This is a genomic window from Nocardioides proteolyticus, assembly GCF_051280635.3.
GTDB lineage: Bacteria > Actinomycetota > Actinomycetes > Propionibacteriales > Nocardioidaceae > Nocardioides.
Map to the genome: position 1 here is coordinate 182,679 of NZ_JBNBPO030000002.1, position 25,058 is coordinate 207,736.

22 protein-coding genes and 1 pseudogene are annotated in these 25,058 nt (G+C 70.7%); 14 read left to right on the forward strand and 9 right to left on the reverse strand.

The annotated features are described in order from the left end of the window. Positions 1-90 precede the first annotated feature (90 nt). Together ACPOLA_RS02075 and ACPOLA_RS02080 are read left to right on the forward strand one after the other, a co-directional pair. A complete protein-coding gene (locus ACPOLA_RS02075) occupies positions 91-621 on the forward strand; it encodes a hypothetical protein (RefSeq protein ID WP_435768726.1) in 531 nt (176 codons plus the stop codon). Between the two features lie 133 nt (positions 622-754). After that, a pseudogene (locus ACPOLA_RS02080) lies at positions 755-2,014 on the forward strand (IS3 family transposase); the annotation flags it as partial. 313 nt (positions 2,015-2,327) lie between these two features. Here the strand turns inward: ACPOLA_RS02080 and ACPOLA_RS02085 are convergent. The 4 genes from ACPOLA_RS02085 to ACPOLA_RS02100 form a co-directional block, all read right to left on the reverse strand. After that, positions 2,328-3,089 (reverse strand): DUF4839 domain-containing protein, encoded by a 762-nt coding sequence (locus ACPOLA_RS02085; RefSeq protein WP_435768727.1) that lies wholly within the window; start codon positions 3,087-3,089, stop codon positions 2,328-2,330. A 634-nt stretch (positions 3,090-3,723) separates the two neighbouring features. Continuing rightward, positions 3,724-4,392 (reverse strand): hypothetical protein, encoded by a 669-nt coding sequence (locus ACPOLA_RS02090; protein ID WP_435768728.1) that lies wholly within the window; start codon positions 4,390-4,392, stop codon positions 3,724-3,726. Between the two features lie 254 nt (positions 4,393-4,646). Next, a complete protein-coding gene (locus tag ACPOLA_RS02095) occupies positions 4,647-4,856 on the reverse strand; it encodes a hypothetical protein (protein WP_435768729.1) in 210 nt (69 codons plus the stop codon). Positions 4,857-4,942: 86 nt separating this feature from the next. Further along, positions 4,943-6,214, reverse strand: a complete 1,272-nt coding sequence (locus ACPOLA_RS02100; RefSeq protein WP_435768730.1) for a hypothetical protein — start codon at positions 6,212-6,214, stop codon at positions 4,943-4,945. Positions 6,215-6,392: 178 nt separating this feature from the next. Between ACPOLA_RS02100 and ACPOLA_RS02105 the strand changes: the two genes are divergently transcribed. Together ACPOLA_RS02105 and ACPOLA_RS02110 are read left to right on the forward strand one after the other, a co-directional pair. Next, positions 6,393-6,515, forward strand: coding sequence for a hypothetical protein (locus ACPOLA_RS02105; protein ID WP_435768731.1), 123 nt, complete (start codon positions 6,393-6,395; stop codon positions 6,513-6,515). Positions 6,516-6,522: 7 nt separating this feature from the next. Next, positions 6,523-7,536, forward strand: coding sequence for a Gfo/Idh/MocA family protein (locus tag ACPOLA_RS02110; protein WP_435768732.1), 1,014 nt, complete (start codon positions 6,523-6,525; stop codon positions 7,534-7,536). On the opposite strand, the gene ACPOLA_RS02115 is transcribed toward ACPOLA_RS02110, so the two are convergent. Further along, entirely contained in the window at positions 7,481-8,506 is a 1,026-nt protein-coding gene (locus ACPOLA_RS02115) for an AraC family transcriptional regulator (RefSeq protein WP_435768733.1), read from the reverse strand. The genes ACPOLA_RS02110 and ACPOLA_RS02115 overlap by 56 nt on opposite strands. Before the next feature lie 70 nt (positions 8,507-8,576). Here ACPOLA_RS02115 and ACPOLA_RS02120 point away from each other — a divergent pair, with 70 nt between their 5' ends. The 4 genes from ACPOLA_RS02120 to ACPOLA_RS02135 all read left to right on the forward strand — a co-directional run bounded on the left by ACPOLA_RS02120 (position 8,577) and on the right by ACPOLA_RS02135 (position 13,334). After that, positions 8,577-10,061, forward strand: a complete 1,485-nt coding sequence (locus ACPOLA_RS02120) for a flavin-containing monooxygenase (RefSeq protein WP_435768734.1) — start codon at positions 8,577-8,579, stop codon at positions 10,059-10,061. A gap of 106 nt (positions 10,062-10,167) precedes the next feature. Continuing rightward, positions 10,168-10,722, forward strand: a complete 555-nt coding sequence (locus ACPOLA_RS02125) for a PAS domain-containing protein (protein ID WP_435768735.1) — start codon at positions 10,168-10,170, stop codon at positions 10,720-10,722. Beyond that, positions 10,719-11,939 carry a methyl-accepting chemotaxis protein gene (locus ACPOLA_RS02130; protein ID WP_435768736.1) on the forward strand — a complete coding sequence of 407 codons (1,221 nt, stop codon included), beginning with the start codon at positions 10,719-10,721 and terminating at the stop codon, positions 11,937-11,939. Before ACPOLA_RS02125 ends, ACPOLA_RS02130 begins: the two co-directional genes overlap by 4 nt. A gap of 57 nt (positions 11,940-11,996) precedes the next feature. Next, the gene (locus ACPOLA_RS02135; RefSeq protein WP_435768737.1) at positions 11,997-13,334 is read left to right on the forward strand and encodes a M20/M25/M40 family metallo-hydrolase; all 1,338 of its coding nucleotides are present in this window, start codon (positions 11,997-11,999) and stop codon (positions 13,332-13,334) included. A 6-nt stretch (positions 13,335-13,340) separates the two neighbouring features. On the opposite strand, the gene ACPOLA_RS02140 is transcribed toward ACPOLA_RS02135, so the two are convergent. Together ACPOLA_RS02140 and ACPOLA_RS02145 are read right to left on the reverse strand one after the other, a co-directional pair. Beyond that, positions 13,341-13,574, reverse strand: coding sequence for a DUF5703 family protein (locus ACPOLA_RS02140; protein WP_435768738.1), 234 nt, complete (start codon positions 13,572-13,574; stop codon positions 13,341-13,343). Further along, positions 13,571-14,521, reverse strand: a complete 951-nt coding sequence (locus ACPOLA_RS02145) for an aldo/keto reductase (RefSeq protein WP_435768739.1) — start codon at positions 14,519-14,521, stop codon at positions 13,571-13,573. The genes ACPOLA_RS02140 and ACPOLA_RS02145 overlap by 4 nt, the downstream gene beginning before the upstream one ends. A gap of 72 nt (positions 14,522-14,593) precedes the next feature. Here ACPOLA_RS02145 and ACPOLA_RS02150 point away from each other — a divergent pair, with 72 nt between their 5' ends. Then, positions 14,594-15,418: an undecaprenyl-diphosphate phosphatase gene (locus ACPOLA_RS02150; RefSeq protein ID WP_435768740.1), complete on the forward strand. Its 825-nt coding sequence runs from the start codon at positions 14,594-14,596 to the stop codon at positions 15,416-15,418. A gap of 31 nt (positions 15,419-15,449) precedes the next feature. Here ACPOLA_RS02150 and corA read toward each other — a convergent pair whose 3' ends face one another. Further along, positions 15,450-16,430: a magnesium/cobalt transporter CorA gene (corA, locus tag ACPOLA_RS02155; RefSeq protein ID WP_435768741.1), complete on the reverse strand. Its 981-nt coding sequence runs from the start codon at positions 16,428-16,430 to the stop codon at positions 15,450-15,452. 49 nt (positions 16,431-16,479) lie between these two features. Here corA and ACPOLA_RS02160 point away from each other — a divergent pair, with 49 nt between their 5' ends. The 4 genes from ACPOLA_RS02160 (at position 16,480) to mshC (ending at position 19,840) form a co-directional block, all read left to right on the forward strand. Beyond that, positions 16,480-17,208, forward strand: coding sequence for an MSMEG_4193 family putative phosphomutase (locus ACPOLA_RS02160; protein ID WP_435768742.1), 729 nt, complete (start codon positions 16,480-16,482; stop codon positions 17,206-17,208). A gap of 9 nt (positions 17,209-17,217) precedes the next feature. Next, positions 17,218-17,772 carry a DUF3090 domain-containing protein gene (locus tag ACPOLA_RS02165; RefSeq protein ID WP_435768743.1) on the forward strand — a complete coding sequence of 185 codons (555 nt, stop codon included), beginning with the start codon at positions 17,218-17,220 and terminating at the stop codon, positions 17,770-17,772. A gap of 19 nt (positions 17,773-17,791) precedes the next feature. Continuing rightward, complete coding sequence (locus tag ACPOLA_RS02170) at positions 17,792-18,535, forward strand: SCO1664 family protein (protein WP_435768744.1); 744 nt, start codon at positions 17,792-17,794, stop codon at positions 18,533-18,535. Between the two features lie 69 nt (positions 18,536-18,604). Beyond that, positions 18,605-19,840 carry a cysteine--1-D-myo-inosityl 2-amino-2-deoxy-alpha-D-glucopyranoside ligase gene (gene mshC / locus ACPOLA_RS02175; protein ID WP_435768745.1) on the forward strand — a complete coding sequence of 412 codons (1,236 nt, stop codon included), beginning with the start codon at positions 18,605-18,607 and terminating at the stop codon, positions 19,838-19,840. A gap of 19 nt (positions 19,841-19,859) precedes the next feature. On the opposite strand, the gene ACPOLA_RS02180 is transcribed toward mshC, so the two are convergent. Continuing rightward, positions 19,860-20,705 carry a PAC2 family protein gene (locus ACPOLA_RS02180; RefSeq protein WP_435768765.1) on the reverse strand — a complete coding sequence of 282 codons (846 nt, stop codon included), beginning with the start codon at positions 20,703-20,705 and terminating at the stop codon, positions 19,860-19,862. A 139-nt stretch (positions 20,706-20,844) separates the two neighbouring features. Between ACPOLA_RS02180 and metH the strand changes: the two genes are divergently transcribed. After that, positions 20,845-24,597, forward strand: a complete 3,753-nt coding sequence (metH, locus tag ACPOLA_RS02185; RefSeq protein WP_435768746.1) for a methionine synthase — start codon at positions 20,845-20,847, stop codon at positions 24,595-24,597. Positions 24,598-25,058 lie beyond the last annotated feature (461 nt).

Consider the following 25,058-nt stretch of genomic DNA (forward strand, 5'->3'; position numbering starts at 1 on the left):
ACCCGTTGTTTAGACCGTCTGACCTCGCAGTCACTCGGCGCGCTCGAAGGCCCGCAAGATCGCGCGAAATCCGCTCAAAAGTCGCGTGTCGTGCCTACGCTCTTCGTCATGGAAGATGAAAGGGAAAAACCTCAACGCTCGGAGCGGTCGCAAAAGGCGATGGACGCGTACTTGGCCGCCAATCCAGAGAAAAAATCTAGGCAAACGACTCCTCACCCCAATGCTTCTCGCAACGAGCGCGCGCCGAGTGGTGGATCCCTAGTCTCGGGTAGTGAGACACCGTCGAGCAGAACGTCGGACAGCGCGCAAAGTGGTTTCAAGGCGCCCCGTACAGCCGCTGCCATCGTACTCGTCTTCATTGCGCTCGGGCTTTTCTTCGGCATGGGCCCCTCGGACTACGACCGTATGCGGGAGCAGATAGAGGACCGCGATGACCGGAACAACTCGGAGACCTCCGGCGCGCCACAGCAGCAGGTGGTGAACGGTTGGACCACCAACGAGTACCTCGAGCTTCTCTCCGTCCAAGCGGAGGAGAGCAACGCGCGTCGTGACGCACTTCTGCTGCTCGGCCTCATTGGTGCGGGCACAGTTCTCTTTCTCCCCGCCCAGCGATCTCACTGAGGAGACTGGGACAGGATCGGGCCGAAGGTCGCCCCAACCCTTGAATCGAATGGTGCCGGGCGTCCGGGCCAGCCGGATTGGTTATCCGGTCATCTGGCGCGGCACACGTCGTGACTGAATCGCCCCGGGTCTGATGGAAGCTCTCAACCCATGGAGGACGAGAGTCGTGGCGGCACCCAGGAAGTACCTCGACGAGCTGCGTGAGCGGGCCACTCGGATGGCAGTGGAGCTCCGGCAGGACCCGGCGACGAAGCAGGGCGCGTCGCTCGGGTTGCCGAGCAGCTCGGAATGCATCCGGAGACGTTGCGCAACTGGGTTCGGCAGGCTGAGATCGACGGCGGGGTCCGGGCACTACGACCAGCGACGCGCAGCGACTGGCTGAGCTTGAGCGCGAGGTCCGCGAGCTGCGGCGGGCCAACCACATCTTGAAGACCTCGGCGGCTTTCTTCGCGGCGGAGCTCGACCGCCCCACCAGCAAGTAGTGGCCTACATCGACGATCATGGCCCCGACGTGGTCGATGGGCGCGAGGTTGGGGTCGAGCCGATCTGCGCTGTGCTGAAGGACGCCGGCGTGCAGATCGCCCCGAGCAGCTACTACGCCGCCAGGACCAGACCTCTTCGGCACGCGCGATCCGCGACGCCGAACTGGTCGAGGACATCAAGACAGCCCACAAGACCAATCTCGGCGTCTAAGGCGCGAGGAAGGTCCACTCCGAGCTCAACCGCCAAGGCGTCAGGGTCGCCGGTGCACCGTGGAGCGGCTGATGCGCGCCGAGGGCCTACGCGGGATCCCTCGGGAGAAGACCGGCAAGACCACCATCGGTGACGGCGCAGAGACCGAGCGGCCCGAAGACTTGGTGAAGCGCAAGTTCGTCGCGACCGCGCCGAACCAGCTGTGGGTCGCCGATCTGACCTACGTCAGAACACACGCCGGGCGGATCTACGTCGCGTTGGTCCTGAACGTCTACTCGAGGACGATCGTGGGCTGGCAGGTGTCCACGTCACTGCGCACCGATCTGGCGTTGGATGCCCTCGACATGGGCCTGTGGACTCGCCAGCGAGCCGGCCAAGATGTCACCGGTCTGACGCATCACTCGGATCGTTGAGTTCAGCCAGTATCGAGCGATTCGCTACACCGAGCGGCTCGCCGAGGCCGAGGCCGTCGCGTCCGTCGGTTCCAGGGCGATTCCTACGACAACGCGATGGCCGAAGTGCTCAACTCGCTCTTAAGGCAGAGTGCATCCGCAACCCCGTCATGCGACCCAATGGCGGCTGGAAGTCGGTAACCGATGTCGAGATGGCCGTCGTCGAGTACGTCGACTGGTTCAACCACAGTCGCCTTCATGGCGAGATCGGTCTCGTCCAGCCCGCCGAGTTCGAGGCCAGCCACTGGGCCACGAACAACATCACCGACTACGTTGAAACGCCCGTCCCGACCCGAGCGGGGCTGGTTCCAAGTAACCGAGCCTCCACGAAACCCGGGGTGATTCAGTCAGCGGAAGGCAGGCTCTTCCCACCGCAGAGATCCCGGGCGTTTCGAGCTCCGCTGCGGCACGGAACGAAGGTTGTCAACGCCCGCTGGTCCTCCTCGTGCCGCTCTGCATCGCGACCGTGAGCCGACCGGTGAACCGGCTGACAGCGGCCCGCCCGAATGGTAGGCCCTATGCGCCGCGCGGACCGGAGGACATATTTCCAGTGCGCTTTCCTTAGCGCGACCTTGTTTCGATAGGGCGGAGGTAGAAGAGGCAGGTGTCCGGATCGTATTCGCCCACCTCAGCGGTGAAGGAGTACCTCTGTCCGGGCTCAACGTAGTCGGAAACGTCACCGGACAGGTTTAGGTCGAGCACACTTACGTCCGCGAACTTGAAGGCAGGGCCAACGCTCGTCATCGGTCCCTTGTTGCCGGGGCCGACCAGGATGTCGAAGCGGGTGTCGTGGCCATCGACGGGGAGCATGTTGACTATCGAACCGTTGAACTCGACCGCCCGGCCCGCATTGGCGTCGGCGAAGCGGGCAATCGCTTTGTCGCAATAGTCGCCCTTCAACAACGCCGCGAAATCTGGGTTGTTTCGCGGCGTGATCGCCTGGTCAGGGTTGTCTTCGGGCGCCTCAGATGGGCTCGGGGTCCCTGACGACGGAGCGGCCGTGGTTGGTTCCTCAGTGGATTCAGTCTCTGCGTCCCGCTCGACTTGGCTCGTGGCGTCGCCAGCCGTCGTTGGCGACGACGAGCTCGGATCGTCCTCACTCCCCGCCAGCGCGGCCACGGCGAATCCGCCGACGATCACGACAGCGAAGAAGGCGGCGATCACCGCGAGCAGTCGTCTGTCGCCGAACGATATCGGCTTCTTCACGCGCCGGAACCGCAACTCTCGGCGCAAAGAGATGCCCTCGCTCTGAGAGAACAACTCCCACCCCTGAGCTTGCATCTCGGCGATCTTATGCGCCTCGCGCCCGCGAACGACCTTCACGGTCAGCGTCTCGAAGTTCGCCCGCGTTGCGGGCGGAGATGGCGGGGACGGGGCAGGTGGAGGTGACGCCGAAGAAGACGGCGGAGGACCTGGGGGTGGAGGCGGAGGATCTCGCTGAGCGTCAGACGCGGACCCGAAGTCATCACCCGAGGACATGGCGCGAAGGTAGCAGCGAAACCCGGGAGGCTATGCAGAAACGGTCTGTTGCGTCGAGGATGTCGACCTGTGGCGAGGACCGCTCTTCGGGGCTGGTCGGTTGATGCTACGGCCCATCTCCACGACCAGTTGCGTCTTGGTACGCCACGAGCGGGCGAGAGTCCCCCCGTCACCAAGGTGGCCACACTTTCGGGCACATATTCTCGAGAACTACAAGTCACAATGGGCTACGTCACGGACTCCGGGAGCGCTCGTAGCGTTCTTGAAGCCACTGACGGCCACGTAGGGAGAACCACGAGGCTGCATTGAGGTGCTAGTGCCCGTATCAGGGCGTGGGGGTTCAAGTCCCCCCTCGGACACCAGTAGGTAGGACAGCGTTGTGCCCAGGGCGGCTGCCTAGGGCACCTCCACGGCCCACTTGGTGGCCGGGTCCTGCAGCGGCTCGACGGCCGTCCGGGACTCCCGCTTGCGAAAGCCGCTACGACGAGATCGCCTGCTCCAAGGCGGCGGTGCAGAAGGCGGTGAACGCCGCCACCGTGGCCTCGACGTCTGCTCCGAGGTCGTCCACCTGCGCCTCACAGGCCGCCCCGGAGTCCTGTCCTGGCTCGGGTGCCCAACGAAGCACCATATGCAGGTCATCGCTGGCGTCCACGAAGCCCCACGAGTAGCCCGCTGCCTCAAGGTCGGTCAGTGCAGCCAGTCTCGCCTCGACGTCAGCTCTCTCATCAGGTAGCGCGTTGTCCAGGACATCCGCCTCGTACGCCTCGCGCGAGTCCCAGTAGAAGTCAACACCGTTGGTCGCGTCAGCGACCTCGAAGCTGATCCCATCGTTTCCGCTCCAGCCACAGCTCTGCTTGGACTCGAACGTGTAGGGGTCGGGGCCTACGAAGAGCTCCTCATCCGCCGCGCGTGCGATCTCGTCAGCGAGTGGATCGAGGGCCTCGCAGTCGAGAGTTGTGAAGACCGGGGGCCCGGGCGCCGCTTCCGCCCCGGGCGCGGTGGCGGCGGTGGAAGGAACGCCGCTCGTCTTGTCCTGGCTGTTCCCGTCCGCCCCGTCCGAGCCGCCGCTGCCGCAGGCTCCCAGCAGCAGCACCGCAGCAACGGCGGGCGGGGCGAGCAGCGTCGCTCTGAGGTTGGGGCACGACATCGGGGAGTCTCCTTGGTCGGGGCCAGGTCACCGCATAGTTGGTGCGCCGACGAGGCAGGTAGGCGTCGCAGGGCCGACCGCCGGGTGGCGGATCGAGCGCGGTGAGCCGCGTGCAAGCTCGATTCTGTATGCGCCCGAGGCACCGAGGCGGCTGATACGAGACACTCGGGACGAACGTCCTGGTGGCCTTCTCGAGCAAGGGCATGAACTCCCACAGCCGACACCGGGCTATCGCAAGGGAGACCGACGATCCGTCAGCGCCGGTGCGTCCAGAGGCGGTGGGCGTGCAGGGCGACGAGCACGGCCCAGAAGATGGTGATCACGTAGTCGTAGGTGCTGCGGTCGGTGTCGGCGATCCGCACGCCGATCAGCAGCAGCCCGATGGCGACCACGGCGATGGAGACCCAGCGAGCCGCAGGGGACAGCTCCCGCCGGTCGCGACCCTCCCGACCCGGTTGCGTCACGTCGAGTCCTCTCCTCGGGCCTCCGATCGTGCCACCGGGCGGGCCGGTCACCGGCAGTGGGGTCCGGCGAGGAGGGCGGTCGCGGCTCAGCAGCCGGACCGGATCTCCGCCTGGCACCGGTCTGCGCCTGGCCCGCCCTCGGCACGGTCACGGCCGGAGTCACCGGCGAGGCGGTCGTCTCCGGCGCGTCCGACGATTCGGTCGTTGCCGGCGTTGCCACTGAGCTGATTGGCCGCCGCGTCGCCAGCGAGCACGTCGGCGTACCGGGTGCCGGTCGCCCGGCCGACGAGGAGCATCGTGATCCGGCTGTCGCCCCACGCTGCGAAGCCGTGGTCGAGGTACGCCTTCACGCTGGTGCCGACGTGGGCGAGGTTGACCCGATTGGTGCCGGAGCCGCCGTGCACGTCACCGCGAAGCCCGTCGTCGCCGGGAATCCAGGAGGGGTAGAAGGTGTCGTTGCCGCTGCCGCCGCGAACGGTGACTTCCGACGCGAAGTAGATCCGGTCGTGGCCGGTGCCGAGCTCAACCTCCGGATCACCGTCCACGCCTGGTTCCGCAGCTGCGCGGGCAACGGTGACCTCGTCGTTCCCCTCGCCCATGTCGATCTCGTGTGGACCGTCGGCCTCGATCCGGAGCCGGTCGTCACCGCCGCCCATATCCGCTGTGCTGCCGGGCCCGTGGACGTAGAGGAACTCTGGCCCGGGCCCGCCGACGAACTCGCTGTCGCGCTCGACGAGGAAGGAGCGGAAGTCCCCGACCCAGCGGATGTCGGTGCCGACCCCGGTGATGGTGCGGTTCGGCACGGAGATCCGGACGGGCGATGGGGCGTGACTCGCCGACTCGCGCTGCTGCCAGACGGAGTTCTCGCCGCCCACGTCCCGCAACGTGTCGACGCCTCCAGACGAGTCGGGGTAGTGGTCGAATCGCTCGTAGCCGGCGCTGCCGACGAGCGTGTCACTGCCAGGGCCGCCCTCGAGTACGAAGGTCACCGGGTAGAACGCCGGGTCCGTGTCGTCGCCCGGCACCGGAGCCACGTCGCTCGAACAGATGGTGTCGTCGCCGGCCCGGCCAGTGACGCGGATGTCTCCGAACCCGCCCTGGTCGCTGCCCGCCCGGCTGACCTCCGAGACGATGACGTCGTCCCCATCGGTGCCGTCGACCTGCCAGCCCGATGACCGGTCGTCCCAATAGGTGTCGATGTTGGCGTTGGTGAGCACGATGGTGGCGGGCTTTCCGTCACACGTCGGGGGCGCGGCAGCCGTGCGGCCCACCGATGGGGGTACGGCGAGAGCGGTCAGCCCGATCGCCGCAGCGGCGGTCAGGGGGATGCGCGCGTGCCACTTCTGCGTCCTGTCCACCTTCCTCGTCCCTCTTCCTCGTCGAGGCTACCTCTGCCCGCGGGTCGAACCGGGGGAATGGCTGTCGCCAGCGTCGAGTCGGCGGGGCAGGCGGTGCTCGACCCGGGCGCCGGCTTTCCTTGTGGGTCGTTCGCTCAGAATGCGTGCACGCGGGGCCGCGTGGGTGCACGATGGGGCCATGGACGAGTGGACAGACCTCGACTGGGCTTACTCCGGGATCTTCGGCGAGGACCCCGACCTCAGCCCCTCCGACGACCTGGCGGTGCTCCTGGACTACCACGAGGGAAGCGCCGACCGCTGATGCTCGCGTGAGCACCCGTGTCCTGGTCGTCGGCCTGGGCACCATCGCCCGCACCCATCTGACGGTGCTCGCCGGACGCCACGACACCGTCGTCGTGGGCGGCGTCGAGCCGCGCGGCGGAGCGGATCACCCGTTCCCCGTCTGGCCGTCGTACGACGCCGCGCTGGCCGCGCGCGTCGAGCACGACCTCGTGGTGGTGGCCACCCCGACCGACACGCACCCGGGCCTGGTCCGTGAGGTCCTGGCCGGCAGCGAGGCGCGCGTGCTGTGCGAGAAGCCGCTCGCCCGGGACCTGACCGCGATCCGAGCCCTGGAGGACGCCGATCCCACGCTCCGGCGGCGGCTGTCGGTCGCGCACCACTTCGCCTTCTCGCCCGAGGTGACCTGGGCGCGCGACCAGGCGGCCGCCCGCCCTGACTGGGGGCCGCCGGAGCGGATCCTCTCGGTGTTCAACGACCCCTACGCCGGGAAGGACCCCGGCCAGCTCGCCAGCTATGTCTCGCCCTGGGTCGACTCCGGGCCCAACCAGCTGAGCCTGCTCGCCGGGTTCACGGTGGGATGGGAGGTGGTCGACGCGTCACACGAGCCGTTCCGCTCGCTCACCACCCTCGCCCACGACGGCGGGACGAGCCTGCTCGTGGCCAACTGGCTGGCCGGCGACAGCAGCAAGCAGACGGTGCTGGACTTCCGCGGCGGGCGGGTGCAGTTGCGGATGGACCACACCTCCATGACCGGGCTGCTGGTCGAGGACGGCCGGGTGCGGGCGCACGCGGGCTACACCGGCACCCTCAGCCGCAAGGACGCCCACTACGCCGGGCTCTACGACGTGCTGCTGACCGACCCTGCCGACCCGCGGCTCGGGATCGACCTCGCCGCCGACATCGCCCGGCTGCTCGCCGTCGCGACCGACCTCGGCGCAGCCGGAGCCGGCGCGGGGGCGGAGCCGGCCGTCTCGTGGCGCGACGTCAGCGACGGGCCGCTCGCGGCGTCCGGCCGGTCCACCGGCGGTGGGCGACCGTGAAGCTCGTCGCCTCTGCGTAGCCGAGCCGGCGGGCGACCTCCTCGACCGGCAGGGCCGGATCGGCCAGGAGGTCCTCGGCGATCGTGCTGCGGACGTCGTCCAGGAGCGCGCGGTAGCTGGTGCGCGCCTCGCCGAGACGGCGGCGCAGCGAGCGCTCGCTCAGGCCGAGCGCGGTCGCGACCTCCGACATCGGTGCACCGTCCTCCAGCCGCTGGGCGATCAGCACCCGGGTCTGCTGCGCGATGCCGCCGCGGTGCCGCCGTGGCGAGACGACGTCGCGGCACAGCTCCTCGGCCATGGCGCAGGCGTGCGGGTTGGCCTGGGGGAGGGGCTCCCGCAACCACGCCGCGTCGAAGCGCAGCACCGCGCCGTGACCGCCCTCCTCCCAGACGGGGACGGCGCCGAACGCGGCGCGGTAGTCCGCCGGCGGCGCGGGGGAGAAGGGCAGCGCCACCGACCGCAGGCGCGGCCGACCTCCGGCGATCTCGCGGAGCACCGTCCAGATCGCGGCGAGGTCCCGCTCGACCAGGAATCGCCGGACGTCCGACGGCACCCCGCGGTCGTCCACACCGACGACCACCTCGTCGCCCTCGACGCGGGCGGAGGGGATGGTGAAGGTGAAGCTCAGGTCGATGAACCGGAGTGCGAGGTTGGCGGCGTCGCCCAGGGTGGGGCTGCTGAGCAGCGCGAAGCCCAGCGGCCCGAAGGTGGAGGCGTGGTAGCGGGCTCCGACCCGCACCCCGGTCGCGCCCGGCGTAGCCGCCAGGAGGTTGCGGATCACCCGGAGCTCCTGCTCCGCCGTGACCTCCCGCTGGTGGGCGGCGAGGTCGCGCGCGGTGAGCCCGGAGCCGGCGAGCAGCCGCGCCGCCGGGACGCCGCGCTCCTCGCCCTCGGCCACGAGCAGGGCGGTGCCCGCGACGCTGCGCGGGAAGGTCCAGGTCCGGGTCGCCGGCGGCTCGAACGACAGCATGGCCGGAATTATGGATCGCCTGTCCGCCCGTCGCTGGATCCTGGGGCACTGCGGTCCCTAGCGTGGCGCCATGACGGACGACAGGTTGCCCTCGGTCATCGTGGTCGGCGCCGGGTTCGGTGGCCTGGGCGTGGCCCACCACCTCCGCGAGGCCGGCATCACCGACATCACCATCCTCGAGCGCGCCGAGGACGTGGGCGGCGTGTGGCGCGACAACGTCTACCCCGGCGCGGCGTGCGACGTGCCGTCCTCCCTCTACTCGTGGTCGTTCGCCGCCAAGCACGACTGGTCGCACCGCTACGCGCGCCAGCCGGAGATCCTCGACTACATCCGCTCCGAGGCGCAGCGGCAGGGGCTGCGCGACCTGGTCCGCACCGGTGCAGAGGTCGAGCGGGCCGACTGGGACGGCGACACCCTGCAGTGGCGGGTGCGGCTGACCACGGGCGAGGAGCTCGTCGGCGACGTCCTGGTGTCCGCGGTCGGCCAGCTGTCGCGGCCCTCGGTGCCCGCGATCCCGGGTCTCGCGTCGTTCGCCGGCCCGAGCTTCCACTCCGCGACCTGGGACCACGACGTGGACCTGCGCGGCCGGCGGGTCGGCGTGATCGGGACCGGCGCGAGCGCCATCCAGTTCGTGCCGGCGATCGTCGACGACGTGGCTGCCCTCAGCGTGTTCCAGCGCTCGGCGCCGTACGTCGTGCCGAAGGCCGACCGGACCTACGCCGACTGGCAGAAGCGGCTCTTCGAGCGGGTCCCGCGCATCCACGGCGTCGTCCGTCGCGGTGTGTTCCAGCTGACCGAGCAGCTCAACAAGGCCCTGGACTCCGACGGCCGGCTGACCGATGTCCTCCACCGGGCCTGGCGACTGCACCTCCGCCACCAGGTCAAGGACGCCTCGCTCCGGGAGAAGCTGGTGCCTGACTACCCGATCGGGTGCAAGCGCCTGCTCTTCTCCAACGACTGGTACCCGGCACTGACCCGTGACCACGTCGACGTGGTCACCGACCGGATCGCCGCCGTCGAGCCCGGTGGCGTCCGTACCGCCGACGGCCGGCTGCACGAGCTCGACGTGCTGATCCTCGGCACCGGCTTCGCGGCGACCGAGTTCCTCGCCCCGATGCAGGTCCATGGCACGGACGGCCGGTCGCTCGGCGAAGCCTGGCACGACGGCGCCCGAGCCCACCTCGGCATCAGCGTGCCGGGCTTCCCCAACTTCTTCATCGTCTACGGCCCCAACACCAACCTGGGCGGCTCCTCGATCATCGGGATGCTGGAGGCACAGGCCGGCTACATCGTCGGGGCCGTCACCGAGATGGGGGCGCGGCGTGCGCCGCTCGACCTGCGCGAGGAGGTGCTCGACGCCTTCGACCGCGAGGTGCAGGACCGGTTGGCCCACAGCGTCTGGAACGGCTGCTCCAGCTGGTACCGCGAGCCGAGCGGCCGGATCACCACGAACTGGCCCGGGACGGTGACGGAGTACCAGCAGCGGACCGCGCGGTTCGACGGCCGTGACTACCGCGCAGTGCCTGCCGTCACCATCTCGTCCCCTCCGGACTGACGACCCGTCCCGGGACCAAGGTCACCAGTCCCGGCCGCCCGCTACGGCCCGCGGCGCCGGTGCCGATGCGCCCGGTGGGACGAAGGGCCCAGCGAGGGCCCAGGGAATGGGAGTGACCATGCGTGCGTCGTCGATCAGACCGACCGGGGTCGAGAAGACCTTCCGGCCGGACCAGATCATCGTGTCGAAGACCGACCTCCAGGGACGGCTGACCTACGTCAACAGCCTGTTCGTGGAGATCAGCGGCTATGCCGAGGAGGATCTGCTCGGTCAGCCGCACAACGTGATCCGGCACCCGGACATGCCACGGTCGGTCTTCCGGCTGCTGTGGGACCGCATCTCCGCCGGTCGCGAGATCTTCGCCTACGTCGTGAACCTCAGCGCCGACGGCGGCCACTACTGGGTGCTCGCCCACGTCACACCCACCTTCGACGCGACCGGCGCCATCGTGGGCTACCACTCGAACCGTCGTACGGCGGACCGCGCGTCGGTCGCCTCGATCCGGAGCCTCTACGCGCGGCTGAGCGCCGAGGAGCGTCGCCACCCCGGCGCGCGCGAGGCGACCGCCGCCGGGGCGGCCCTGCTGGAGCGGGAGCTCGCCGAGGCCGGCACGACCTACGACGAGTTCGTCTGGGCGCTGTCGCAGGAGGTGGCCGCATGACCGCCGTGATCGACGCCCGGGTCCTCGAGCCGGCGCCGGAGGACGACGTCCACGCGGAGCTGGCGCGCTACCGCGCGGCGCTGCGCGCCGTCACCGAGCTGTGCCGGGCGGCCGGTGCCGGGGACCTCGAGCCGCGGCTGCCCGTCGTGGGGGACGACCCGGACCTCGTCGCGGTCCGAGAGGCGCTCAACGGCTTGCTCGACCGCACGGACGCCTACGTGCGCGAGTCCTCGGCGTCGCTCGAGTTCGCCAGCGAGGCCAAGTTCTACCGCCGGTTCCTCGTCCGCGGGATGCTCGGCTCCTTCCGGGCAGGCGCCCGGACCATCAACTCCGCCATCGGCGCGATGGCCGAGACCCACGAGCAGCTCGCCGAGCAGGAGACGCGCCGCAAGGAGCTCGCCGACGCCTTCGAGACAGCCGTGCTCGGGCTCTCCGACCAGGTGGCTGCCGCGTCGGCGGAGATGGAGGCGTCCTCGCGCAGCCTCGCCGCGACGGCCGAGGGCACCGCCGACCGCACCGCGCAGGTCACCGACAACGCGCAGACCGCGTCGCAGGCCGTCACGGTCGCCGCGGCCGCCGTGGAGCAGCTGGTGAGCACGGTGCGGTCGATCGAGGAGCAGACCGACCAGTCCAATCAGGCGGGCATGCGGGCGGTGCAGGAGGCCGACGAGGTGCGGTCGACCGTGCAGAGCCTCGCGTCGGCGTCGCAGGAGATCGGCGAGGTCGTCGGCATGATCAGTCAGGTCGCCAGCCAGACCCGCCTGCTCGCGCTGAACGCGACGATCGAGGCTGCTCGGGCCGGGGAGTCCGGCAAGGGCTTCGCGGTGGTCGCGTCCGAGGTGAAGACCCTCGCGTCCGAGACCGCCGACGCGACCAGCCGCATCGAGCAGCAGGTCAACGCCATCCAGGCCGCGACGGGCGCCGCGGTCGACGCGATCGAGACGATCGCCGCCGCGGTCCGCGGGATGGGGGAGAACGTCGGGGCCATCGCCGGCGCCGTCGGCGAGCAGCGGCAGGCCGCGGCGGAGCTCAGCCGCACGACCACCGAGGCGGCGAGCGCGGTCGCCGGCGTCACCGGCGACATGGGCGCCATCGGCGACTCGACGGCAGCCACCAGCACCGGTGCCACCGAGATGACCGGCGCCTCGCTGGAGCTCTCGCGGCTCTCCGCCGACCTCCGGGTCCACGTCGCCGGCTTCCTGGAGCAGATCCGCTGACGACCACCCGGTGACGCGCCCGGCCGCCGGTGTGGCCGGGCGTGCGACCATGGCCGCATGGACGCTCAGCCGCAGCCAGGCGCCCCCGACGTGGCGGGCGAGGTCGTCGAGATCTGCCGCGAGCTGATCCGGATCGACACCTCCAACTACGGCAACGACGACGGGCCGGGGGAGCGCAAGGCGGCCGAGTACGTCGCCGGGCTGCTCGACGAGGTCGGCATCGCCGCCGAGGTGGTGGAGACGGCGCCCGGGCGAGCGAACGTGCTCGCCCGCTGGGGCGGAGCCGGCTCCGGCCCGTCCGGCCCGCGGAGCGACGCGCTGCTGCTGCACGGCCACCTCGACGTCGTACCCGCCGCTGCCGAGGACTGGCAGGTGCACCCGTTCAGCGGCGAGGTCCAGGACGGCTACGTCTGGGGGCGAGGGGCGGTCGACATGAAGGACTTCGACGCGATGCTGCTGTCGACCGTCCGTGCCCGGCAGCGGGAGGGCCGGGTCCCCGAGCGCCCGGTGGTGCTCTGCTTCACCGCCGACGAGGAGGCCGGCGGGCACCAGGGGGCCGAGGTCCTGATGCGCGACCACCGGGAGTGGTTCGACGGGTGCACCGAGGCGGTCGGCGAGGTCGGCGGCTTCAGCACCACGATCCGCGGCCGGCGGCTGTACCTCATCGAGGCCGCCGAGAAGGGCATGGCCTGGATGCGCCTGACCGCGCGCGGCCGCGCCGGCCACGGCTCCATGGTCAACGACGACAACGCCGTGACCCGGCTCGCCGCCGCCGTCGCCCGGATCGGCGCCCACGAGTGGCCGGTGCGGCTGACCCCGACGATGCGGACCCTGCTGGCCGCCGTCGGCGACCTCGCCGGGACCGAGCCGACCCCGGACAACGCCCTCGACCTGGTGCAGGAGTTCGGCGGCGCCGCGCGGATGCTGGGCGCGGTGCTGCGCAACTCGACGAACCCGACGATGCTCGACGCCGGCTACAAGGTCAACGTCGTGCCCACCGAGGCCTCCGCCCACGTCGACGGCCGCTTCCTGCCCGGCTACGAGGACGAGTTCTTCCAGACCCTCGCCGAGCTCACCGGCGAGGGCATCGACATCGACTTCGTCTCCAACCAGCCGCCCTGGGAGACGCCGTACGACGGTCCGCTGGTCGACGCGATGACCAGGAGCCTGCTGGCGGAGGATCCCGACGCCGTCGTGGCGCCGTACCTGATGAGCGGCGGCACCGACGCCAAGCACTTCAACAGGCTGGGGCTCCGGGCCTACGGGTTCGCCCCGCTGCGGCTGCCGGAGGACCTCGACTTCACCGCGCTCTTCCACGGCGTCGACGAGCGGGTGCCGGTCGACGCGCTGCAGTTCGGCACGCGCGTGCTCGACCGGTTCCTCGACCAGGTCTGAGAGCCCTCAGGCCGTCCGCACGACCCGGATGATCTTGCGGCGCAGCACCACGCGGCGCTTGCCGTCCGGACCGATCCGCACCCGGTCGAGCTCCCAGCCGCCGTGCTCGGCCCGCTCGACGAGGAGCTTGGTCACCATGTTGCGGGAGAACTCGCGCTCGAAGGTGACCTGGTCGAACTCCCACTCCACGCCGCGGCCCAGGCCCCGCATCAGCCCGGGGCGCAGGTGCGACCTGCTCATCGGACACCGCCGGAGACGTCGTCGAGCGCGGCCCGGATCTCCGCGGGCAGCTCCTTGGCGTCCAGCCCGAGGACGGCCTTGAGCTGCGCGGTCGTGCGCGCGCCCACGATGGGCGCCGTGACGCCCGGACTGTCGCGCACCCACGCGAGCGCCACCTCGGTCGGCGTCCAGCCGAGACCGTCGGCCGCCCGGACCACCGCCTCCACGACGCCCCGGCTGCGGTCGTCGAGGTAGGCCTCCACCGTGGCCGACCGCTCCGACGCGCCGCGGGAGTCCGACGGGATGCCGTTGCGGTACTTGCCGGTCAGCACCCCCTTGCCGAGCGGGGAGTAGGCCAATACCCCCACGCCGCACGCCTGCGCCGCGGGGAGCACCTCCTCCTCGATGTCCCGGTTGACCAGGGAGTACTCCACCTGGGTGCTCGCGATCGTCGCCCGGCCCGGCACGGCCCGCTGCCACGTCGCCGCCTGGGCGGTCTGCCACCCGGCGTAGTTCGAGATGCCGACGTAGGCCGCGCGCCCGCTGCTGACGGCCACGTCGAGGGCCGAGAGGGTCTCCTCGAGCGGCGTGGCGTCGTCCCACACGTGCACCTGCCAGAGGTCGACGTGGTCCACGCCGAGACGCCGGAGCGAGCGGTCGAGGCTGGCGAGGAGGTTGCCGCGCGAGGCGTCGTACGACCAGCTGCCGCGGCGCTCGCCGAAGCCCGCCTTCGTCGCCAGCACCACGTCGTCGCGCCGGACGACGTCGCCGAGGAGCCGGCCGAGCAGCTCCTCCGATGCCCCACCGCCGTAGGCGTGGGCGGTGTCGAGCAGGGTGCCTCCCGCGTCGACGAACGCGACGAGCTGGTCGCGGGCCTCGTGCTCGTCGGTCGTGGCGCCCCACGTCATCAGTCCGAGGCCGAGGCGCGACACCTTCAGCCCTGAGGCACCGACCGACCGCTCCTGCATGCGCCACAAGGTATCCGGCCGCCGACGGGTCGCGTGCCCGGGCACGCCGGGGCGGCCCTAGGATCCACCCTCGTGGCGGACTTCCTGCAGGCCGTGTTCCTCGGCATCCTCCAGGGGCTCACCGAGTTCCTGCCGATCTCGAGCAGCGCCCACCTGCGGATCTTCCCCGAGCTGTTCGGCTGGGGCGACCCCGGCGCGGCGTTCACCGCCGTGATCCAGATCGGCACCGAGCTCGCCGTGCTGCTCTACTTCCGCAAGGACATCTGGCGGATCGCCTCCACCTGGACCCGCTCCCTGGTGAAGCCGGAGTACCGCGGCCACGTCGACGCCCGGCTCGGCTGGTACGTCATCGTGGGCTCGCTGCCCATCGTGATCCTCGGCGTCCTGCTCAAGGACGTCATCGAGAGCGACTTCCGCAACCTGTGGATCATCGGTGTGACCCTGATCGTGCTCGGCGTCGTGCTCGGGATCGCCGACCGGCGCGGGCGCAACGACCGCCAGATCAAGCAGCTGACCCTGCGGCACGCGCTCCTCATGGGCGGCGCCCAGGCGATGGCGCTGGTCCCCGGCGTCTCCCGCTCCGGCGCCACCCTCTCGATGGGCCGGATCCTGGGCTACGACCGGGAGGCCGCCACCCGGTTCGCGTTCCTGCTCGCCATCCCCGCCGTGGTCGGGGCCGGGATCTTCGAGCTGCAGGAGATACCGCACGGCGGCAACGACTACGGGTGGGGCCCGACGATCACGGCCACCGTGGTCTCGTTCGTCGTCGGGTACGCCGCCATCGCGTGGCTGCTGCGCTACGTGACCACGCACTCCTACGCGCCGTTCGTCATCTACCGGGTGCTGCTCGGCTCCGGGGTCTTGGTGCTGCTGGGCCTCGGCGTCCTGAGCTCGTGACCGGCTCTGATCGGCTCTCGGCCGGTCGCGGCTAGAGCCAGCCGGAGCGCTTGAAGAACCAGAGCAGGGCACCGCAGCTGGCGAGCATCAGCAGCATCGCGAACGGGTAGCCGAGGGTCCAGTGCAGCTCGGGCATGTGGTCGAAGTTCATGCCGTAGATCCCGGCGACCAGGGTGGGCACCGCCGCGAGCCCGATCCCGGCGGAGATCTTCCGCATGTCGTCGTTCTGCTGGACGGCCACCCGTGCCAGGTGCGCCTCGAAGGCGGTCGACAGCAGGCCGTCGAGCGAGTCGATCTCCTCCGCGGCCTGCTGGAGGTGGTCGCTGACGTCGCGGAAGAAGGGGGCCGACTCCTCCGCCACGAGGTGCACCACCCCGACGGCGAAGCGACGCATCGGGTCACGCAGCGGCAGCACCGCCCGGCGGACCTCCGCGAGCTCGCGCTTCAGGGTGTAGATCCGGTCGGCGTCGTTGGTCCGCTGGTCGGAGAAGACCGAGGTCTCGACCTCGTCGACGTCGACCTGGAGCTCGGCCACGACCGCGGTGTAGCCGTCCACCACGGCGTCGCAGACGGCGTACACCACCGCCGACGGCCCGTGGTCGAGCACGGCCTGCTGGCCCTCCAGTGCGTGGCGGGCGTCCCGCAGCGACGACCCCTGGCCGTGGCGGACGGTGATGACGAAGTCGGGACCGATGAACAGGTTGATCTCGCCGGTCTCGACGGCGTCCTCCGCGTCGACGTACCAGAGGGTCTTGAGGACGAGGAACAGGCTGTCGTCGTACTGCTCCAGCTTGGGGCGCTGGTGCGCGACCACCGCGTCCTCGACCGCGAGCGGGTGCAGCCCGAACGCCGCCGCGACCTCGTCGAGCTCCGCCTGGTCGGGCTCGTGGAGCCCCACCCAGACGAAGTCGTTGCCGTGGCTGGCCGCCTCCCGCATCGCGACGAAGTCATGGTCGCGGTGCCCTCCGGGGAGCCGGCGGCCGTCGCGGTACACCGCGCTGTCGACGATCACGGCCCGACGGTAGATCGGCGGCAGCCGTCCGCCCACTAGGCTCGCCGCCATGGCCACCCTGCTCCTGCTCCGGCACGGTCGCACCACGGCCAACGCCTCGGGCATCCTCGCCGGACGGCTCGCCGGCGTGCGGCTCGACGAGCGGGGCACGGAGCAGGCCGACCGGGCGGGGGCGCGGATCGCCGCGGTCCCGATCGCAGCCCTGGTGACCAGCCCGCAGGAGCGCTGCCGGCAGACGGCCAGGGCGGTGGGACGTGCACAGCAGGCCGCGGGCCACCCGGTGACCACCGCGACCGCGGACAAGGCGCTGGCCGAGTGCGACTACGGCGAATGGCAGGGGCGCCCCATCCGGGAGCTGGCCAAGGAGAAGCTGTGGCGAGTGGTGCAGCAGCAGCCCTCCGCGGCCGCCTTCCCGGGCGGCGAGTCGCTCGTCGCCATGCAGCACCGCGCCGTCGCCGCCGTCCGGCGCCTGGATGCAGGCGTCGAGGCCGAGCACGGCCCGGACGCGGTCTGGGTGGCCGTCAGCCACGGCGACATCATCAAGTCACTCCTGGCCGACGCTCTCGGGCTGCACCTCGACCTGTTCCAGAGGATCCACGTCGACCCGGCCTCCATCTCCGTGGTCCGCTACGCCCCGGACCGGCCCTACGTGCTGGCCAGCAACACCCACGACGGGGACCTGTCGTGGCTGGCGCCCCGGCCCGGGAAGCGGTCGCGGCGACGTACGTCCGGCGCGGTGGTCGGCGGTGGCGCCGGTCCCGGTGGTGCCGCCTCCTAGGCTGTGGTCATGCCCATCGTGCACGGATTCGACCCGCCCGAGCGCTTCGTCGCCGGCACCGTCGGCGAGCCGGGCGACCGCACCTTCTTCCTCCAGGCCCGCGACGGCGCACGCGTGGTGTCGGTGGCGCTGGAGAAGCAACAGGTCGCCGCGCTCGCCCAGCGGATCGACGAGCTGCTCGACGAGGTGATGGCCGACGGGTCGACGGAGGCGGTGGTGCCGGCCGTGGCGCCACTCGACCTGCAGGACGACGAACCGCTCGACCAGCCGATCGAGGAGGAGTTCCGGGCGGGCACCATGACGCTGTCCTGGGACCCCGAGGACGAGCGGGTCGTGATCGAGGTCTTCCCCGTGGGGGAGGAGCCGGTCGAGCTCGGTGCGGAGGAGGAGCCGGCGGAGGTGCTCCTCGTGCGGCTCGAGCCCGGCTACGCCCGTTCCTTCGTGCAGCGGTCGGAGTCGGTCATCGGCGCCGGTCGCCCGCCGTGCCCGTTCTGCGGCCAGCCGATCGACCCCGAGGGCCACCTCTGCGTTCGGGCCAACGGCTTCCGGCGTCGCGACCCGTGAGCGGGGCGGCGGGGGACCCGTGGCCGCGCTGACCCTGAAGGGCCGGATCATGCCGGCCTCCAACGCCACCTTCCTCGGCGAGCTCGAGGGCCGCGAGGTGGTCTACAAGCCGGTCGCCGGTGAGCGCCCGCTGTGGGACTTCCCGGACGGCACGCTCGCCGACCGGGAGGTGGCGGCCTACCTGGTCGCGGTGGCCACCGGGTGGGACCTGGTCCCGCGCACCTGGTGGGGTGAGGGGCCGCACGGCCCCGGCATGCTCCAGGAGTGGCAGCAGGTCGACCCCGACCAGGACGCCGTGACCCTGCTGCCCGCCGGCACCTCGCCGGAGGGCTGGCTCGAGGTGGTGGAGGGCATCGACGACCGGGACCGTCCCGTGGTCCTGGTGCACGAGGACACTCGGGAGCTCCGCCGGCTCGCGGTCTACGACGTCCTCGTCAACAACGCCGACCGCAAGGGCGGGCACGTCCTCGCCATGCCGGGCGGGCACCGGTACGGCGTCGACCACGGCGTCACCCTGCACCACGAGCCCAAGCTGCGCACCGTGCTCTGGGGCTGGGCCGGCACGCCGCTGACGTCAGAGGAGACCGCGGTGGTGGGTTCGGTGCTGGCCGACCTGCGGGGCGAGCTCGGCGACCAGCTGACGGTGCACCTCACCGACCTCGAGGTCGGCGCGCTCGAGCGCCGTGCGGAGCGGCTGCTCGAGGCGGGACGGCTCCCGGGCCCCAGCGGTGACTGGCCGCCCATTCCCTGGCCGCCGTTCTGATCCCGCCGCCGCGAGCAGCCCCGCGGACCGCCGCGAGGGACGGCTCGGGCCAGGAACTACGATCGGCCCATGCGCGCATGGAACGCACCGGACGTCCCGGTGCTGCCGGTCACCGGCCCGCCCGTCGTCCTCCACGACACCGCCTCCGGCGGCACGACCCAGACGCGCCCCGACGGCCCGGCACGGCTCTACGTCTGCGGCATCACGCCGTACGACGCGACGCACATCGGCCACGCCAACACCTACCTGGCGTTCGACCTCCTGGTCCGCGCCTGGCGCTCGGCGGGCCACGACGTCCGCTACGTGCAGAACGTCACCGACGTCGACGACCCGCTGCTCGAGCGGGCGACCAAGGTCGGCGTCGACTGGGTCGAGCTGGCCGAGCGGGAGACCGAGCTGTTCCGCAAGGACATGGAGGCGCTGCGCGTGCTGCCGCCCGCCGAGCTGGTCGGCGCGGTCGAGTCGATCCCGCTGGTGATCGCGCTGATCGAGGAGCTGGAGGCCACCGGCTCCCTCTACCGGGTCGAGGACGACCTCTACTTCTCGGTGACCGCGGACCCGGCGTTCGGCCGCGAGTCCGGCTACGACCGGGAGACGATGCTCCGGCTGTTCGCCGAGCGCGGCGGCGATCCCGACCGGCCCGGCAAGAAGGATCCGCTCGACTGCGTCGTCTGGCGCGGTGAGCGCGACGGCGAGCCGTCGTGGGAGAGCCCCTTCGGCCGGGGCCGACCCGGGTGGCACATCGAGTGCGCCGCGATCGCGCGCAGCCACCTCGGCACCCCCTTCGACGTGCAGGGCGGCGGCAGCGACCTGGTGTTCCCGCACCACGAGATGTGCGCCGGTCACGTCCAGGTCGCCACGGGGGAGCCGTTCGCCCGCAGCTACACGCACGCCGGGATGGTGGCCTACGACGGCGAGAAGATGTCGAAGTCCCTGGGCAACCTGGTCTTCGTCTCCGCGCTGCGCAACAGCGACATCGACCCGATGGCCATCCGCCTCGCCCTGCTCCGCCACCACTATCGGGCCGACTGGGAGTGGACCGACACCCAGCTGTGGCAGGCCGTCGACGACCTGGCCGACTGGAGGCGCGCCCTCGCGCTCGGGGCAGGCGCCCCGTCCGGGCCCGTCGTCGACGAGGTCCTCGCCGCACTGGCCGACGACCTCGACGCGCCGCGCGCCACCGCCGCGGTCGACGCCTGGGTGCGAGCGACCCTCGGCACCGAGGGGCTGGCCGACACCAGTGACCCGGACGCCGCGGCGACGCTGCTCCCCGTGCTGGACTCCGCGCTCGGGCTCGCCGTCTAGGTGTGCTGTCCGGGGACGGTCACCCGTCCTCGTTGCGGCGCTTGAGATAGCGCTCGAACTCGCGGGCGATCGCTTCGCCCGACGCCTCGGGCAGCTCGGTCGTGTCGCGCGACTCCTCCAGCTCCCGGACGTACTCGGCGATGTCCTCGTCCTCGGCGGCGAGCTCGTCGACCCCGCGCTCCCACGCCCGCGCCTCCTCGGGCAGGTCGCCGAGCGGCAGCGCCGACTCGAGCAGCTCCTCCAGGCGGCCGAGGAGCGCGAGGGTGGCCTTCGGGCACGGCGGCTGTGCCACGTAGTGCGGCACGGCCGCCCAGTAGGACACCGCCGGCATGTCGAGCTTCACGCAGGCGTCCTGCAGGACGCCCACGATGCCCGTGGGGCCCTCGTAGGTCGACTGCTCCAGGGACAGGCGCTCGAGGAGCTCGGGCTCGGTGGCCGATCCCGAGACCGGGATCGGCCGGGTGTGCGGGCTGTCGGACAGCAGCGCCCCCAGCGTCACGAGGAGCTCTCCGCCCAGGTCGTCGACGGTCGCCAGCAGCTCGGCGGTGAACTGCCGCCAGCGCATGTTGGGCTCGATGCCACGGATCAGGATCACGTCGCGGTCGAGCTCCGGGGGAGCGGCCACGGCCACGTGCGTGCTGGGCCAGGTCAGCTTGCGGAAGCCGTGGTCGTCGATGCCGACGCTGGGCCGGTTGACCTGGAAGTCGTAGAAGTCCTCGGGATCCATCGCGGCGACGACCTTGGCGTCCCAGGCCTTCATCAGGTGGTCGATCACGGCGGTCGCCGACTCCGCGGCGTCGTTCCAGCCCTCGAACGCGGCGAGCACCACGGGCCGGACCAGCTCGGGGACCGTCTCGATCTCCATCACGATGCTGAGCCTAGTGGCCTGGTCCGAGTAGGATCGGTCGCAGCCGAGAGGCGTTGCAACGGAGGAGCCCAGAGGGGGCCCTCCGCCACGCTCGGCCGGACCACCAAGGGCGCCTTCCGTGACGGAAGGATGTGACATGGCTCAGGACAAGCCCGACACCAGGCACTGGCAGCCCGACGCCACCGAGGAGCTCACGGCGCTCCTGCGCGAGCGGATCGTCATCCTCGACGGCGCCATGGGCACCGCCATCCAGCGCGACCGGCCCGACGAGGCCGGCTACCGCGGCGAGCGCTTCGCCGACTGGCCCTCGGAGCTGCAGGGCAACAACGACCTGCTCTCCATCACCCAGCCGGGGATCATCGCGGGCATCCACCGCGAGTACCTCGAGGCCGGCGCCGACGTCATCGAGACCAACACGTTCAACTCCAACGCCATCTCGCTCGCCGACTACGGCATGGAGGAGCTCTCCTACGAGCTCAACGTCGAGTCGGCCCGGCTGGCCCGCCGGGTCGTCGACGAGGTCAGCGCCGCCTCCGGCCGCAAGCGCTACGTCGCGGGCGCGCTCGGCCCCACCACCCGCACCGCGTCGATCAGCCCCGACGTCAACGACCCCGCCGCGCGCAACGTCTCCTACGACGACCTCGTCGACGCCTACCTCACCGCAGCCCGTGGCCTGGTCGACGGCGGCAGCGACCTGCTCTTCATCGAGACCATCTTCGACACGCTCAACGCCAAGGCCGCGATCTTCGCGGTCCAGTGCCTGTTCGAGGAGGCGGGCCGTCGCTGGCCCGTCGTGATCTCCGGAACCATCACCGACGCGTCCGGCCGGACGCTGTCCGGCCAGGTGACCGAGGCGTTCTGGGACTCCGTCCGGCACGCCGAGCCGCTGGCCGTGGGCCTCAACTGCGCCCTCGGTGCCAAGGAGATGCGGCCCTACATCGCCGAGCTCTCCCGGCTCGCCGACTCCTTCGTCTCCGCCTATCCCAACGCCGGACTCCCCAACGCCTTCGGCGAGTACGACGAGGCGCCCGCCGACACCGCCGCGGTGCTCGTGGAGTTCGCCGAGTCGGGCTACGTCAACATGGTCGGCGGCTGCTGCGGCACCACGCCCGACCACATCGGCGAGATCGCCCGGGTGATGGAGGGACGCGCCGGGCGCGAGCCCGTCGACGTACGGCCGGCGCTGCGGCTCTCCGGGCTGGAGCCGTTCACCGTCACCGACGACAGCCTCTTCGTCAACGTCGGCGAGCGCACCAACATCACCGGGTCGGCCAGGTTCCGCAACCTGATCAAGGACGGCGACTACGACACCGCCCTCTCGGTGGCCGCTCAGCAGGTCGAGGCCGGCGCGCAGGTGATCGACGTCAACATGGACGAGGGCATGATCGACGGCGTCGCCGCGATGGACCGGTTCCTCAAGCTGGTCGCCAGCGAGCCGGACATCAGCCGGGTGCCGCTGATGATCGACTCCTCCAAGTGGGAGGTGATCGAGGCCGGTCTGAAGAACGTCCAGGGCAAGCCGATCGTCAACTCCATCTCCCTCAAGGAGGGCGAGGAGAAATTCCTCGAGCAGGCCCGGCTGTGCAAGAAGTACGGCGCCGCCGCGGTCGTGATGGCGTTCGACGAGGACGGACAGGCCGACAACCTCGAGCGCCGCAAGGCAATCTGCGAGCGGGCCTACCGGATCCTGGTCGACCAGGTCGGCTTCCCGCCCGAGGACATCATCTTCGACCCCAACGTCTTCGCCGTGGCCACCGGCATCGAGGAGCACGCCGGCTACGGCGTCGACTTCATCGAGGCGACCCGCTGGATCAAGCAAAACCTGCCGGGCGCGAAGGTCTCCGGCGGGATCTCGAACGTCTCGTTCAGCTTCCGCGGCAACAACGCGGTCCGCGAGGCGATCCACGCCGTGTTCCTGTACCACGCGATCGAGGCCGGGCTCGACATGGGCATCGTCAACGCCGGCGCGCTCGTCCCCTACGACACCATCGACGCCGAGCTCCGCGACGCGATCGAGGACGTGGTGCTCAACCGCACCGACGACTCGATCGCGGCCACCGAGCGCCTACTCGAGATCGCCGAGCGCTACCGCGGCACCGGCGAGAAGGCGGAGGCCGAGGCGGAGGAGTGGCGCTCCCTGCCCGTCGGCGAGCGGATCACCCACGCCCTGGTGAAGGGGCTGGACGCCCACGTCGAGGCCGACACCGAGGAGCTGCGGCAGGAGATCGCCGCGCGCGGGGGCCGGCCGATCGAGGTGATCGAGGGTCCGCTGATGGACGGCATGAACGTCGTCGGCGACCTGTTCGGCGCCGGCAAGATGTTCCTGCCGCAGGTGGTGAAGTCGGCGCGGGTGATGAAGAAGGCGGTCGCCTACCTGATCCCGTTCATCGAGCAGGAGAAGCTCGACAACCCCGAGCTGGCGACGGCCAAGGACACCAACGGCACGATCGTGCTCGCCACGGTCAAGGGCGACGTGCACGACATCGGGAAGAACATCGTCGGCGTGGTCCTCTCGTGCAACAACTACGAGGTGATCGACCTCGGCGTGATGGTCCCGGCGCAGAAGATCCTCGACACGGCGAAGGAGGTCGGGGCCGACATCATCGGACTCTCCGGCCTGATCACCCCGAGCCTCGACGAGATGGTCGGCTTCGCCACCGAGATGCAGCGCCTCGGCATGGAGATCCCGCTCCTCATCGGCGGCGCGACCACCTCTCGCGCCCACACCGCCGTCAAGGTCGACCCCAAGTACGACGGCCCCGTGGTCTGGGTCAAGGACGCCTCGCGCTCCGTGCCGACCGCGGCCGCCCTGCTCGACGACCGCCAGCGTCCAGCGCTCCTGGAGGCGACCAAGGCCGACTACGACTCGCTGCGCACCCGCCACGCCGGCAAGTCGGAGCGCAAGCTCCTGTCGTTCGAGGCGGCCACCGCCAATCGCAGCCCGATCGACTGGACCGGCTACGACGCGCCGGCGCCACGCGAGACGGGCGTGCACGTCCTCCACGACTACGACCTGGCGGAGTTGCGCGAGTACATCGACTGGCAGCCGTTCTTCAACGCCTGGGAGATGAAGGGCAAGTTCCCCGACATCCTCAACTCACCGGTCACCGGCGACGCGGCCCGCAAGCTGTTCGACGATGCCCGGGCAATGCTCGACCAGATGATCGCCGAGAAGTGGGTGACCGCCAACGGCGTCTACGGGCTGTTCCCGGCCGCGAGCACCGGCGAGGACGTCCTCGTCTACGACGACGACACGCGCGGCGACGTACGGGCGACGCTTCACCAGCTCCGCCAGCAGGGCGAGCACCGAGGCGGCATCCCCAACCGCTCGCTGGCCGACTACGTCGCGCCGGTCGAGTCGGGCGTCCGCGACCACGTCGGCGCCTTCGCGGTGACCGCGGGCATCGGTCTCGACGAGCGGGTCAAGGCCTTCCGCGACCAGCTCGACGACTACTCGGCGATCATGGTGGAGGCGCTTGCCGACCGCCTGGCCGAGGCCTTCGCCGAGCGGCTCCACCAGCGGGTCCGCACCGAGTTCTGGGGCTACTCCGACGAGCAGCTGAGCAACGACGACCTGATCGCGGAGCGCTATCGCGGCATCCGTCCGGCGCCGGGCTACCCCGCATGCCCCGACCACACCGAGAAGGAGACCATCTGGTCCCTGCTCGACGTGGAGCAGAACGCCGGGATCAAGCTCACCGAGTCGATGGCGATGTGGCCGGGCGCGGCCGTCTCCGGCATCTACTACAGCCACCCGGAGTCGCAGTACTTCGTGGTGGGCCGGCTCGGCCGCGACCAGATCGAGGACTACGCGGCTCGGAAGGGCTGGAGCGTCACCGAGACGGAGAAGTGGCTCTCGCCCAACCTCGGCTACGACCCCGACGACTGATGCGCCGGCGGCCGTCCTCTGGGACGTGGGTTGCCCACCGGTTGCACTGACGCACTTCCAGGTGTGTTGAAGAACCTTACGTTGGCGCAGATCAGAAGACCGGCGGCTCGACTGAATGCGCATCTGGCGACTTCTGGATCCGTTGCGATTCCTGGCGGATAGTCGCATGGATCGCCGCATAGAACCGGAGGCCTCGGGAGGCAGCCGAGCCGCCCGAATCAGTCGGTGCCGACGGTCATGGTCGACCTCCCATGCCGGTGCACGCGTTCGCCGACGAGACCAAGGTTCGGGGTCTGCTCGTGTTAGCGGCGATTCTCGAGCCGCGAGAGCTTGCGCGCGCGCGAACAGCGATGCGCAGCCTGCTGTTGCCCAGGCAGTCGCGACTTCACTTCGCGAAGGAACGGGATTCACGCAAAGGGCGAGTTCTGTCCACCGTGACCGCATTGCTGATCCGGGTCGAT

What these genes read in the sequence shown, in the direction of transcription:
- ACPOLA_RS02090 (WP_435768728.1), bottom strand. Translation starts at nt 4,392, where the DNA reads ATGTCGTGCCCCAACCTCAGAGCGACGCTGCTCGCCCCGCCCGCCGTT.
- ACPOLA_RS02105 (WP_435768731.1), top strand. Translation starts at nt 6,393, where the DNA reads ATGGACGAGTGGACAGACCTCGACTGGGCTTACTCCGGGATCTTCGGC.
- ACPOLA_RS02115 (WP_435768733.1), bottom strand. Translation starts at nt 8,506, where the DNA reads ATGCTGTCGTTCGAGCCGCCGGCGACCCGGACCTGGACCTTCCCGCGC.
- ACPOLA_RS02120 (WP_435768734.1), top strand. Translation starts at nt 8,577, where the DNA reads ATGACGGACGACAGGTTGCCCTCGGTCATCGTGGTCGGCGCCGGGTTC.
- ACPOLA_RS02125 (WP_435768735.1), top strand. Translation starts at nt 10,168, where the DNA reads ATGGGAGTGACCATGCGTGCGTCGTCGATCAGACCGACCGGGGTCGAG.
- ACPOLA_RS02130 (WP_435768736.1), top strand. Translation starts at nt 10,719, where the DNA reads ATGACCGCCGTGATCGACGCCCGGGTCCTCGAGCCGGCGCCGGAGGAC.
- ACPOLA_RS02135 (WP_435768737.1), top strand. Translation starts at nt 11,997, where the DNA reads ATGGACGCTCAGCCGCAGCCAGGCGCCCCCGACGTGGCGGGCGAGGTC.
- ACPOLA_RS02140 (WP_435768738.1), bottom strand. Translation starts at nt 13,574, where the DNA reads ATGAGCAGGTCGCACCTGCGCCCCGGGCTGATGCGGGGCCTGGGCCGC.
- ACPOLA_RS02145 (WP_435768739.1), bottom strand. Translation starts at nt 14,521, where the DNA reads ATGCAGGAGCGGTCGGTCGGTGCCTCAGGGCTGAAGGTGTCGCGCCTC.
- ACPOLA_RS02160 (WP_435768742.1), top strand. Translation starts at nt 16,480, where the DNA reads ATGGCCACCCTGCTCCTGCTCCGGCACGGTCGCACCACGGCCAACGCC.
- ACPOLA_RS02165 (WP_435768743.1), top strand. Translation starts at nt 17,218, where the DNA reads ATGCCCATCGTGCACGGATTCGACCCGCCCGAGCGCTTCGTCGCCGGC.
- mshC (WP_435768745.1), top strand. Translation starts at nt 18,605, where the DNA reads ATGCGCGCATGGAACGCACCGGACGTCCCGGTGCTGCCGGTCACCGGC.
- ACPOLA_RS02180 (WP_435768765.1), bottom strand. Translation starts at nt 20,705, where the DNA reads ATGGAGATCGAGACGGTCCCCGAGCTGGTCCGGCCCGTGGTGCTCGCC.
- metH (WP_435768746.1), top strand. Translation starts at nt 20,845, where the DNA reads ATGGCTCAGGACAAGCCCGACACCAGGCACTGGCAGCCCGACGCCACC.